Raw genomic sequence first — 12,402 nt, 5'->3', positions numbered from 1 at the left:
TCCACAGGTATTTACGCTGCATGCAGTGTAGGAGGGGAAAATGCGTGCGTATTGTATGAGATTGCGCATTAGCGCCGGGTGACCTGCTTCTGGTAGCGCACGGGCGTAATGCCGTAGCGGCGGGTAAACGCGCGGGTTAAGTGGGACTGGTCGGTCAGCCCGGTCGCGGCTGCCACTTCGGCGGCTGGCATGCCGTGGGTGAGGAACGCTTTAGCGCGCCAGAGGCGAATGGCCATCAGCATCTGGTGCGGCGTAACGTGAAAATGGGCTTTGAACTGGCGCTGGAAATGGTACGGGCTCAGCGAAACGACGCTGGCCAGCTCGTCCAGCGTCAGGGCGTGCATGTAGTTGTCGTGCAGGTACTCGCGCACGCGTTCGAAGCGGTGCGCGCCTTCCTGAATCACCGGCGCGTGATGGGCCAGCGGCTGGAAGGTCTCAATCAGATCCAGCAGTAATCCTTTTTGCGCAAGCGGATCGTCCGTATGCCACAATCCGTAAATCAGCCTGCCGATTTGCTGCGAGCGCAGCGGGTCATGACGCGTGACATCGCTAAACCACCAGTGCCGGAGGCCGGTCACCTCTTCCAGAAGATCGGGTTCGATATAGACCATCCGGTAGCGCCAGCCGCCTTCGGTGGCGGATTCGCCGGTATGGATCTCGTCCGGGTTCATGGTGACGACGGATTTTTCCGCCGCGAGATGCTGGGTACCGCGATAGCGAAAGCGTTCGGCACCGGTTTCAATCGTGCCGATCCCGAAGGCTTCATGGGTGTGAGGCTCAAAGGCGTAGTCAGAAATATGCGCGTGATAAAGCTCCAGGCCCGGCAGCTGCGCCAGATGGCGAAAGCGCGCGCTGTCTCTTTCATCATTAAACTGTTCCGGTACGCCTTGCACGTTGAGCCTCCTCGTGGTCATCTTTTCATTATCAGAGATGACCGCAGTTTATGCACTAAACATCTTTGCCCGGACGGTCTTACGGTAATCCCCCGGTGAAACCGTTGTTTTATGCTTAAACTGGCGATTAAAGTGCGCAATATCCTGATATCCAACCGCATTTGCAATCTCCTGAATACACAGATTGGTGGATTGCAGCATTGTCATGGCGGATTCAATTCTGGCGGTTAATAAATACTGCAGTGGGGACATGTCGGTGGCATTTTTAAAGCGGCGATTAAAGTTGCGCAAACTCATGCCGGCCATATCTGCAAGATTCTGCATGGATATATCCGAGGCGCAGTTGGCTTTTATCCAGATTTGAATTTGAACAATATCTTCATCCGGATGGGGTTTGTTTTCTTCACTGTAACATTGGCGTTCAAACTGGCTACGAATTTCATGGAAAAATGTCCGTTGAGTATGGGTGGCTACACGTTTCCCGTATATCGTTTCTATAAAATGGATCGTCAGATCGGACAGGGCCTTAACGCTTGCGGCGCAGAAAATATTATCGGCCTGAGTGAGAAAATGCTTTGTCTGTAATTTTACGCTGGGGTAGTCGCGCGAGAATTGTTTGAAGTAGTGCCAGTGGGTGGTGGCGGGCTTTCCGTTTAGCAATCCCGACTCCGCCAGAAAACAGCAGCCCGTTCCGACGGCGGCGATGCGGGTTCCTCGCGCGGCCTGCTCGGTCAGCCATTCCAGAAGTTCAGGCTGTTGTCTGACCACCGCGCGAGGATTGCGCCACAGGGCAGGAAGATAGATAACGTCATAGTGTCTGTCTGCGGCAAGGGTGGTATCGGCGGTAATGCTAAAACCACTGTGCGTCAGGATGGGCTCGCTGTTTATGCCAATGGTATTCACCTTCAGAATATTCTCCGGGCGACAGAGCCTGAAGGGTGACTTCTCCGGTTTGTGCGTGCCTGCGTGGGATGTTGTTTTTTGCTCAGCTAAATAGCTACTGGCTGCCGCTTTCCACATTTCAATCGGAAGGCTGAGACCGGAACTTAGCATGCGTTCACATAACACAAATCCTATTTGTGTATTTGTCATTTTTGATTAATACCTGTTTTGACTATTATTTTTGGTAGCTCATCGTTGCCGTGGCCAAAAAAGTCAGCGTTTTGGCTGGATTTTCATATTAGCTTTTGTTGGTGATTTGTAAACTAATATCTGAAATTATCGCACTTGCTTAATAAAATAAATCCACGACCACGAGAGAATAAATTATGGTGAAATTACCCGTAATAACGGCTTTTGGCGGCTATGGTCCAGCTGGGCGTAGTTCTTCACATCATGCATTCCGTCGAATGATTATTGAGTCATTATCGGAAGAGGAACGGCAGGATACGTTATTATCGTTAGCCATCCTGATGGGCATCCTTAAATATGATGAAGGTGGGTATTACGATATTTCCGGTAAAAGATTCACACCTGCTCAGGCTGCCGCGAGGATAAAAGACGAGGTGCTTGAGGGAACCCTTATCAGAAAAATTACGCGCGACTACTTTGATGTCGATGCTATTGCCGGCCATGCAAAATTGAATATGGCTTCAGGCGAAGAGGGATTCAGTTTTAATATATCTGCCAGGCAATTACCTCAACCCTTACCGGCGGGATGGCACGTTGAAGAATTAGCGGAGCGGCGCGTCCGTATTACCGTCCAGGGAGAGATGGACTGTAAAATTGAGGCGTTGCTGCGCACGGAGGTTCAGGCTGCAGGGCTGTTGCCGCAGGGATTCCGTCCGGGCGACCATTACAATTCGCAGTTCCATCCGCGGGCGTTACAAATGGCGATTGTCGGAGCGTCAGACGCCATCAACGCGCTGGGGATCCCGTGGCGAGAGGTACAGGCCAAAATCACGCCGGATCAGCTCGGCGTCTATTCGGGCAATATCATGGGGCAGCTCGACGATTATGGCTTTGGCGGAATGCTGCAGTCGCGCCTGAAAGGCCATCGCGTCAGCGCCAAACAATGCCCGCTGGGCCTGAACAGCATGTGCGCCGATTTCCTCAATGCGTATGTGCTGGGTAGCGTCGGTCATACCAGCGCCACGCTGGGGGCGTGCGCCACGTTTCTGTATAACCTGAATGCGGCAGTTGAGGATATCAAAGCGGGGCGCATTCGCGTAGCCGTCGTTGGCAGCGCCGAAGCGCCGGTCACCTCAGAAGTGATTGAAGGATTCGATGCCATGGGCGCCCTGGCAACGGAGAGCAAGCTTAAGCACACTGATGAAACGGAAACGGCCGACTGGCGCAACAGCAGCCGCCCGTTTGGTAACAGCTGCGGTTTTGTTATCGCAGAATCCAGCCAGTATGTCGTGCTAATGGACGACGAGCTGGCGCTGCAGCTTGGCGCAGAGATCCACGGTTCGGTGGGGAATGTCTTCATCAACGCTGACGGCTTTAAACGCTCTATTGCGTCGCCGGGGCCGGGGAACTACATCACCATGGCGAAAGCCGTAGCCTCTGCGGTATCGATGGCCGGGATAGAGACGGTGCAGAAGGGATCGTTTATTCAGGCGCACGGCTCAAGCACGCCGAAGAATTGCGTCTCCGAGGCCGATATTTTTGACCGCGTTGCGCAAGCTTTTTCGATTCGCGACTGGCCGGTGACGGCGGTGAAATCGTACCTCGGTCACTCCCTGGGCCCAGCCAGCGGCGACCAGCTGATCGGCTGCCTCGGCGTCTTCCGCTATGGTATTTTGCCGGGAATTAAAAGCGTGTCCCACATCGCGCCGCAGGTGAACAATGCGCGCTTAACCATTCCTCTTCAGGACTGCAAATTAGAGGAAGGTCAGGGACAAATCGCCTTTATTAATTCAAAAGGCTTTGGCGGTAATAATGCCACGGGGGTGGTTTACTCGCCAAAGCTTACCCATCAATGGTTGCGCAAACGCTATGGGGAAACGGTGTTTGCGGATTATCAGCAGCGTAACCGCCAGGTGCGACGTCAGGCTAACGCCTACGACCAGGCGGCGTCACAGGGGGAACTGAATGTCATTTATCTGTTCGGCCAGCAGGGGATAAATGAGGAAGATATTAAGATTGATATGAATGGCATCACCATTCCCGGATTTGAAAAACCGATAACGTACGCGACGGATAAAGAATACCCGGACTTTTAATCGTTATATCTGTTTTTATTATTAATAAATATGAGCGGGCCGGGTAAGGGAAATCACCCGGCCGCAGGAAAGAACGGTGACACTGTTAAAGAATGGCTTTAATACTCTGCGCCAGCGGCGTCGTTGCGCGCCCGATCAGTTTGCTCAGCGTATGGCTATCGTCAAAGAGTCCCCCTTTGGACGCACCCACATCCGAGTCCGCCAGCATATCTGCCAGCCCTGCAGGCAGGCCGACGCTTTTCAGGGCGGCGGCAAAATCCGCTTCACTGAGATTCTGATAGGTTACCGGCTTCCCGCTCTGTTTGCTGAGTTCAGCCGCCAGTTCGCTCAGCGTCCAGCCGTGGTCGCCCGCCAGTTCGTAGACCTTGCCCGCGTGGCCCTCTTCAGCAATCACTTTGGCGGCTGCCGCGGCATAGTCGGCGCGGGTGGCAGAGGCAATTTTGCCTTCGCCTGCCGCACCAATAAACACGCCGTGTTCCAGCGCAGGCGGCGCGCTCGCCAGGTAGTTTTCGGTATACCAGCCATTGCGCAGCAGGGCATAAGGGATGCCGGACGCCGCCAGCGCTTTTTCAGTGGCAACATGTTCAACATGCAGACCCAGCGGTGAGTTGTCCGCATGCAGCAGGCTGGTGTAGGCGATAAATTTCACGCCTGCCGTTTTGGCGGCGTTAATCACGTTCTGGTGCTGGGTCGCGCGCTGGCCGACTTCGCTGGAAGAGATCAGCAGCAGCTTATCCACGCCGCTCAGCGCGGCGGTGAATGCGGCTTCATCCGTGTAGTCCGCCTGGCGAACGACAATTCCCTGCTGGCTTAAGGCCTGCGCTTTCGCCGGGTTACGTACGATGGCCACAATCTGGCTGGCCGGTACGGTTTTCAGCAGCTGTTCGATAACGAGATGGCCAAGCTGGCCGGTAGCGCCGGTAATCGCGATCATGATGAATCTCCTTCGTGTTTGTCTGGTGTTGTGGCACACTAGCACCATGGCTAACTTTTAGTAAGTACGTACAAAAAGGTAAGTATGAAAACAACGATACCGACGCTCAGCGAACAAATGCGCGATGGCAATCTTTTCGCGGAACAGTGCCCTTCACGCGAGGTGCTCAAACACGTGACCAGCCGCTGGGGTGTCCTGATTCTGCTGGCCCTGCGCCAGGGAACGCATCGCTTTAGCGATCTGCGCCGTAAAATGGGCGGGGTGAGCGAAAAGATGCTGTCCCAGTCACTCCAGGCGCTGGAGCTGGACGGGTTTGTCGATCGCGTGTCGTATCCGGTGGTGCCGCCGCACGTAGAGTATAGCCTGACGCCGCTGGGGATTGAGGTCAGCGAGAAAGTCGCCGCGCTGGCGGACTGGATTGAGGTGAATACGCCGAAGGTGATGGCGAATCGGGACGATCGTGCGGCCTGATGTCTTCACCCTGACCTAATGCCTGCGTGGGCGACCCCCTCTCCCTTGAGGGAGAGGGCTGGGGTGAGGGGGGAACATATAACTCTGGTGGTCATTCCGTTCACTTTATGTTCCTTGCTTCTCTGTAACGACATGGCCTGTGAACGTGCCAGGGCGGCTCAATCGCCGCCGCCCTGGCGACCCGGGCTCCCGGCGGTAAATCGCCGCTTCGCGGATTGCTCGCCCCATCCCTGGGGCTCACCCTTTCAGGGCCAGCTCAGGCGCTGTCCAAAATTGCTCCCGGCAATTTTGTCCTCAGCTTATTCCTTCAGGCTATCGGGTCGGGCATGAGCCTGCATCCCTGCAGGCCACGCCCTCTCGGCGCATCCTTGCGCCTCGCCCCGGCCTTGCGGAAACGCTTCGGCGATTTACAGCCGGACCAGGGCATCGCTGCAATTCATTAATTTTTCTGAAGAAATATTCATCGCTTCGAGTTGGAAAATTACTGAGGACCCCTCTCCCATAGGGAGAGGAAACAAACACGAAAAACGGCAACGTATGTTGCCGTTTTGTTTTTACTTACTCAAATCCACCTGATAAATCGCGAACCCGATATCATCTGTTGCGACCTTCTTCATCGGATACTGGGCTTTATCCTTGATGAACGCGGCTGCCTTATCGGACGGCGACGTTTCTATGCGGATATCCAGCTTCGTATCGCTGTGGATCGGCGCGAGGCGCCAGTTGTTGTCCACCGCCGGATGAATTTCGCCCGCCTTCTTCGACTCCGCGCTGATCCACGCCGCCAGCACCGAGCGGTTCTCGTCCGGCGAGGCAAAGGCGATGTGGCTATCTCCCGTACCGGCAAACTTACCGCCGTAGGCGCGGTAGTTATTAGTCACCACCAGGAAGGTGGCATTCGGGTCGATCGCCTTGCCGTTGAAGGTCAGGTTTTTGATGCGCTCCGCCTGCGGGTTGATCGCCTGACACTCGCCGTCATATTTCGCCGGCTGGGTGACGTCAATCTGGTAGTTCACGCCGTCGATCACGTCGAAGTTATAGGTACGGAAGCCGTCCCAGTTAATCAGCGACTGCGGCTTACTGCTGTGCGGGTCAATCTGGTTAAACTGTCCGGCAGAGCACTCCAGCCACTCTTTCACCTCCTGGCCCGTCGCTTTTACCACCACCAGCGTGTTCGGGTAGAGATAGAGATCGGCGGCGTTACGGAAGGTCAGCTGGCCCTTTTCGACTTCAACATAGCTTGCCGGGTCGTTCTTACGCCCGCCAACCTTGAATGGCGCAGCCGCTGACAGGACCGGCAGTTTTGCCAGATCCGGATCGCCCTGCACAAAGTGTTCCGCATAGGCTTTCTGCGCCATGTTGACGACCTGAACGGTCGGGTCGTCCTGCACTAGCGCCAGGAAGCTGTACATGTTATCGGCGGATTTGCCGATCGGCTTGCTGACGAATTCGCGCGTGGCGTCGTGATCGTGCTTCAGCACGTCGACCAGTTTTTTATCTTCCGCCGCCAGAGATTTTTTAGCCGCAGCGTCGTAAATCGGGCGCGCTTCGGCTTTTGACTGCGTCACCTTCCAGCTGCCGCCGTCGTTATTCAGCACCAGATCCACCACGCCAAGATGGTCGCCCCACATGCCCGGCATCACCGAAGGCACGCCGTTGAGCGTCCCTTTCTCAATGTCCGCTCCTTTTATGCTGGCGAAATCTTTGCCCGGGAAGACCGCGTGGGCGTGGCCGAACAGGATCGCGTCGACGCCCGGGACTTCACTCAGATAGTAAACGGAGTTTTCTGCCATGGCCTGATACGGATCGGCGGAGAGACCCGAGTGGGCGACAACGACCACCAGATCGGCGCCTTTTTCGCGCATTTCCGGCACGTATTTCCGCGCGGTTTCGGTGATGTCGTTAACGGTCACTTTGCCGTCGAGGTTGGCCTTATCCCACGTCATGATCTGCGGCGGCACAAAACCGATATAGCCGATTTTCAGCGTCTGTTTTTTACCGTCCTGGTCGACGACGTTTGTCTCTTTAATCAGGTAAGGGGTAAAGAGCGGCTTTTGCGTCTTAACGTCGATGATATTGGCGTTAACGTACGGGAATTTCGCACCGGCCAGGGCGTCATGCAGGTATTTTAGACCGTAGTTGAATTCGTGGTTGCCGAGGTTGCCGACGGTATAGTCCAGGGTGTTCATCGCTTTATAAACAGGATGGATCTCGCCTTTTTTCAGCCCCCTGGTCGCCATGTAATCCCCGAGCGGACTGCCCTGAATGAGATCGCCATTGTCGACCAGCACGCTGTTTTTCACTTCGCCACGCGCCGCATCGATCAGGCTTGCCGTGCGTACCAGACCGAATTTTTCCGTCGGGGTATCTTTGTAGTAATCGAAGTCCATCATGTTGCTGTGCAGATCGGTCGTTTCCAGAATACGCAGATCTACCGTCGCCGCCTGTACGCTTGCTGCAATCAGCGTCGCCAGAAGCGTTGCACTAAACTTAATCATCAGAGGAGTCCTTTTTTCGATGCAGAGCACAAAAGAGTATGTATCTATAGCTTGTTGCTTACAGAAATGTGAATCCTGACAGAAAAAAGTCACCTGAAACCGGAATTGCTTCACAGATAGCGGAATTGTTCACATTACGATATAACTAAAACAAAGAGTTAACCTCACTGCGTTAACAAAGAGGTGGAAAATGCTAGATAAAATTTGTCAGCTCGCACGGGATGCGGGAGATGCCATCATGCAGGTGTATGACGGCAGTAAACCTATGGAGGTGGTCAGCAAGGCCGACGACTCTCCGGTCACGGCGGCGGATATCGCGGCGCATAAGGTGATCCTGAAAGGATTACAGGCCTTAACGCCGGACATCCCCGTTCTGTCAGAAGAAGCGCCGCAAAGCTGGGACGAGCGCCAGCACTGGCAGCGTTACTGGCTGGTCGATCCGCTGGACGGGACAAAAGAGTTCATCAAGCGCAACGGTGAATTCACCGTCAATATCGCCCTGATTGAGAAGGGCAAAGCGGTGCTGGGCGTGGTCTACGCGCCGGTAATGAAGGTGATGTACAGCGCTGCAGAAGGGAAGGCGTGGAAGGAAGAGTGCGGCGTGCGCAAGCAGATCCAGGTGCGCGATGCGCGTCCACCGCTGGTGGTGATTAGCCGCTCGCACAGCGACAGCGAGCTGCAGGAGTACCTGCAGCAGCTGGGTGAACACCAGACCACCTCGATTGGCTCATCGCTGAAATTCTGCCTGGTGGCGGAAGGCCATGCGCAGCTCTACCCTCGCTTTGGGCCAACCAACGTCTGGGATACCGCGGCAGGTCATGCCGTTGCCGCGGCCGCCGGGGCGCATGTTCATGACTGGCAGGGCAAGCCGCTGGACTATACCCCGCGCGAATCCTTCCTCAACCCCGGTTTCCGCGTCTCTATTTACTGAGCCAGCAGCTTATGCAGCAGGTCGACAACCTGCTGCACCTCTTCCTGGGTTAACGCGCCGTCTTTCGCCCACTGTACGCGGCCCTCTTTATCCAGCACGATAATCGCGGAGCTCTCTTCTTCCAGCTGCCAGGCCTTACGGGTTACGCCGTTGCTGTCGACGATAAACTGCGACCACGGGTAGAGCTTTTTATTGCTCTCAAGGCTTGAGCGCACAAACATCCCGGAGCCCGGAATGGCGTCGTCGGTGTTAACAATCGTGGTCGTCTGGTAGCGGTCGTGAGGGAATTTTGCGGCCTTGATCGCTTCCACCAGGGTAGCATTTTTCTCTTTTGCGGATGTACGACCGGCAATATGTTGTACAACTCTCACTTTGCCCGCGAGCTGCGCGCTATTCCAGGGTTTGTAGCTAAACTTATCATTGTCGAGAATCAATTCTCCCCGGTCAGCAATGCCGACTGGCGGTACACGTTGTCCTTTTTCAATGTTGTGAGCGGAAGCCCACAGCGGCAGCAGCAGGCAGGTTGCTGCAAGGATATTACGTAGGGTCATGGCGTTTCCTTATTGTTTGCAGGTGATCCGACCACTTGGTCTTGCGCTTTTAATCATAAGTGCGATCAATGGGGTTTTCCCGCAATCCCGATGCCAGTTTGCGGGCGAACGCACATATCCATGAAAAAACGACGGCTTATACTGCGCCCGGTCACGCTTTGCAAAGATTATTCTGAATAATTGTAATCAAACGGTAAATAAACTTATGCACACTGGGTAACACCGTAGTTCTGGTCTATAGTCATTGGGCATTAAAATTTGCGCTCAGGACAGTCGGGCCGATTGTGGCACCGCAAGAGCGTATGATTCGCAGGAGATACAAGAATGAAAATTTTCCAACGCTACAACCCGCTTCAGGTGGCGAAGTACGTGAAGATCCTGTTCCGTGGACGGTTGTACATCAAGGATGTTGGCGCTTTTGAGTTTGATAAGGGCAAGATCCTTGTCCCAAAAGTGAAGGACAAACAGCACCTGTCTGTGATGTCCGAAGTCAACCGTCAGGTTATGCGTCTGCAGACTGAGATGGCTTAACCAACGTGCTATGCAGTAGTTAAAAAAACGGCTCCCAATGGGAGCCGTTGATGTTTGTAGAGGCTGGTACTTTACGCCGACACCTTCTCTTCCGCGTCCGGCAGCTTCGGTACCAGTACGGTCGGTTTGTTATCGATGCGCGTCACCAGCAGCTGGTCGATGCGGTAGTTATCAATATCCACCACTTCAAACTTGTAGCCGGAGAACTTCACCGAGTCGGTACGTTTCGGGATCTTACGCAGCATAAACATCATAAAGCCGCCGATGGTCTCGTAGTTGCCGGACTGCGGGAACTCGTCGATATCCAGCACGCGCATCACGTCTTCAATCGGTGTGCCGCCATCAATCAGCCACGAATTATCGTCGCGCTGAACAATCTGCTCTTCCAGCCCCTGGCCAACCAGGTCGCCCATCAGCGTGGTCATCACGTCGTTCAGGGTGATAATACCCACCACCAGCGCGTATTCGTTCATGATAACCGCGAAGTCTTCCCCGGCGGTTTTGAAACTTTCCAGCGCTTCTGAGAGCGTCAGGGTGTCCGGCACAATCAGGGTATTGCGGATCTGCACGCCGCTGTTAAGCGCCAGGCTCTGGTTTGCCAGCACGCGGTTCAGCAGGTCTTTGGAGTCGACGTAACCGATGATGTGGTCGATATCTTCATTACAGACCAGGAACTTAGAGTGCGGATGCTGCGCCACTTTGTTCTTCAGGCTCTGCTCATCTTCATGTAAATCGAACCAGATAATGTTTTCACGGCCCGTCATGGAAGACGGCACGGTACGGGATTCCAGTTCGAATACGTTCTCAATCAGCTCGTGCTCCTGCTTGCGCAGCACCCCGGCCAGCGCGCCGGCTTCCACCACCGCATAAATGTCGTCAGAGGTGATGTCGTCTTTACGCACCATCGGCAGCTTAAAGATGCGGAAAATGACGTTCGCCAGGCCGTTGAAGAACCACACCAGCGGACGAAACACGTACAGACAGAAGCGCATCGGGTTGATGATACGCAAAGCCACAGCTTCTGGCGCAATCATACCGATGCGTTTCGGGGTCAGGTCTGCAAAGAGGATGAACAGGCCGGTTACCAGCGAGAAGGAGAGGATAAAGCTCAGCTGTTCGGCCAGTTCAACGGACATGTACTTAACAAACAGACTATAAAACGCCGGAGAAAACGCCGCATCACCCACGATACCGCCGAGAATGGCGACCGCGTTGAGGCCAATTTGCACCACGGTGAAGAACATCCCGGGATTTTCCTGCATTTTCAGGATGCGGGTGGCATTGATGTTGCCTTCATCGGCAAGCAGCTTCAGTTTGATTTTACGGGACGCGGCCAGCGAGATCTCAGATATCGAGAAAAACGCGCTGACGGCAATCAGACAAAGTATTACTAAAATACTGTTTAACATAGTTTATCCGGCTTATCGCCAGATCCTCAGAAGGGGAGTTGATACCATTTGTGTGAAAACACATTGAAAATCAGCTCGTAGCGTTGAGCCGATTATTTCAGCGGGTAGTATAGCGTAAAGAGATGTAAATCTGCCAGAGGTCACATTTTGGCATAAAAAAGACCGGACAGCGTGGCGCTGTCCGGTACGGGCGACGATTTAACGGCTGATAATCAGGCCAGCTGTGGCGGCAGGCAGACGCCGATGCCCCCGATACCGCAGTAGCCGTACGGGTTTTTATGCAGATACTGCTGGTGATCGTCCTCGGCATAGTAGAACGGTTTCGCGGTGGTGATTTCCGTCGTCACCTCGCGCGTATCGCCCGCTTCACGCATGGCCTGCTGGAAACGCTCAAGGCTGGCGCGCGCGGCGGCATCCTGCTCGGGCGTGAGCGGATAAATGGCCGAACGGTACTGTGTGCCGTGGTCGTTGCCCTGACGCATGCCCTGCGCCGGGTCGTGGTTTTCCCAGAAGACCTGCAGGAGCTGTTCGTAGCTAATGACTGCAGGGTCATAGACCACGCGTACCGCTTCCGCATGCCCGGTTTCGCCGGAGCAGACTTCGCGATAGGTAGGATTCGGCGTGTAGCCGCCCGTGTAGCCAGCCGCCGTGCTGTAAACGCCGGGCAGCTGCCAGAAGAGGCGCTCAACGCCCCAGAAGCAGCCCATGGCGAACAGGGCGATTTCCATTCCCTCCGGCACGTTTGTCATGGAATGGTTATTGACGGCGTGTAAGGTCGCCACAGGCATAGGGGTGTTGCGTCCCGGTAATGCATCAGTTTGTGAAACCAGATGCTTTTTGTCGAATAAACTCACGATGGGGCCTCCCGGGGTGCGATGTTTCGGTTAAGGTTGTCACGAAGCGTTTAATTGAACACAATAAATGCGCTGAATGAGTCTAGATTTAATCATAAGAAATATTTGGGTGTTACACCCGTTTTCAACCCGTGATTTGGGTTTTTGGCCAACAGGCCGTATT

General features: G+C 54.5%; 11 protein-coding genes. 4 read left to right on the top strand and 7 right to left on the bottom strand.

Going from position 1 to position 12,402, the window contains the following annotated elements; translation table 11 throughout:
• Positions 1–68 precede the first annotated feature (68 nt).
• Together AC27FC_RS11920 and AC27FC_RS11915 are read right to left on the bottom strand one after the other, a co-directional pair.
• Positions 69–893: an AraC family transcriptional regulator gene (locus AC27FC_RS11920; protein ID WP_033144477.1), complete on the bottom strand. Its 825-nt coding sequence runs from the start codon at positions 891–893 to the stop codon at positions 69–71.
• A 48-nt stretch (positions 894–941) separates the two neighbouring features.
• Positions 942–1,985 (bottom strand): GlxA family transcriptional regulator, encoded by a 1,044-nt coding sequence (locus tag AC27FC_RS11915; protein ID WP_033144478.1) that lies wholly within the window; start codon positions 1,983–1,985, stop codon positions 942–944.
• Between the two features lie 620 nt (positions 1,986–2,605).
• On the opposite strand from AC27FC_RS11915, the gene AC27FC_RS11910 reads away from it, so the two are divergent.
• Positions 2,606–4,060, top strand: coding sequence for a beta-ketoacyl synthase (locus tag AC27FC_RS11910; protein ID WP_224435041.1), 1,455 nt, complete (start codon positions 2,606–2,608; stop codon positions 4,058–4,060).
• Between the two features lie 85 nt (positions 4,061–4,145).
• On the opposite strand, the gene AC27FC_RS11905 is transcribed toward AC27FC_RS11910, so the two are convergent.
• Complete coding sequence (locus tag AC27FC_RS11905) at positions 4,146–4,994, bottom strand: SDR family oxidoreductase (protein ID WP_033144480.1); 849 nt, start codon at positions 4,992–4,994, stop codon at positions 4,146–4,148.
• 84 nt (positions 4,995–5,078) lie between these two features.
• Between AC27FC_RS11905 and AC27FC_RS11900 the strand changes: the two genes are divergently transcribed.
• Complete coding sequence (locus AC27FC_RS11900) at positions 5,079–5,465, top strand: winged helix-turn-helix transcriptional regulator (RefSeq protein WP_094935135.1); 387 nt, start codon at positions 5,079–5,081, stop codon at positions 5,463–5,465.
• A 554-nt stretch (positions 5,466–6,019) separates the two neighbouring features.
• On the opposite strand, the gene AC27FC_RS11895 is transcribed toward AC27FC_RS11900, so the two are convergent.
• On the bottom strand, positions 6,020–7,963 hold the full coding sequence (locus tag AC27FC_RS11895) for a bifunctional 2',3'-cyclic-nucleotide 2'-phosphodiesterase/3'-nucleotidase (protein ID WP_094935136.1): 1,944 nt from the start codon (positions 7,961–7,963) through the stop codon (positions 6,020–6,022).
• A gap of 190 nt (positions 7,964–8,153) precedes the next feature.
• Between AC27FC_RS11895 and cysQ the strand changes: the two genes are divergently transcribed.
• Complete coding sequence (gene cysQ / locus AC27FC_RS11890) at positions 8,154–8,894, top strand: 3'(2'),5'-bisphosphate nucleotidase CysQ (RefSeq protein ID WP_023310160.1); 741 nt, start codon at positions 8,154–8,156, stop codon at positions 8,892–8,894.
• Here the strand turns inward: cysQ and AC27FC_RS11885 are convergent.
• Positions 8,888–9,445 (bottom strand): YtfJ family protein, encoded by a 558-nt coding sequence (locus AC27FC_RS11885; protein WP_094935137.1) that lies wholly within the window; start codon positions 9,443–9,445, stop codon positions 8,888–8,890. The two genes, cysQ and AC27FC_RS11885, sit on opposite strands and share 7 nt — an antisense overlap.
• Before the next feature lie 324 nt (positions 9,446–9,769).
• Here AC27FC_RS11885 and AC27FC_RS11880 point away from each other — a divergent pair, with 324 nt between their 5' ends.
• Positions 9,770–9,976, top strand: a complete 207-nt coding sequence (locus AC27FC_RS11880) for a DUF1107 domain-containing protein (protein ID WP_008501430.1) — start codon at positions 9,770–9,772, stop codon at positions 9,974–9,976.
• A 71-nt stretch (positions 9,977–10,047) separates the two neighbouring features.
• On the opposite strand, the gene paeA is transcribed toward AC27FC_RS11880, so the two are convergent.
• Both paeA and msrA read right to left on the bottom strand, forming a co-directional pair.
• Complete coding sequence (gene paeA / locus AC27FC_RS11875; protein ID WP_032662457.1) at positions 10,048–11,385, bottom strand: polyamine export protein PaeA; 1,338 nt, start codon at positions 11,383–11,385, stop codon at positions 10,048–10,050.
• 212 nt (positions 11,386–11,597) lie between these two features.
• Positions 11,598–12,239 carry a peptide-methionine (S)-S-oxide reductase MsrA gene (gene msrA, locus AC27FC_RS11870; protein WP_029741954.1) on the bottom strand — a complete coding sequence of 214 codons (642 nt, stop codon included), beginning with the start codon at positions 12,237–12,239 and terminating at the stop codon, positions 11,598–11,600.
• Between the last annotated feature and the right edge of the window lie 163 nt (positions 12,240–12,402).

This window comes from Enterobacter sp. C3_dUdeg, assembly GCF_057536195.1.
Note: the sequence above shows the minus strand (reverse complement) of the source record. Positions and strands in the feature narration are given on the sequence as shown.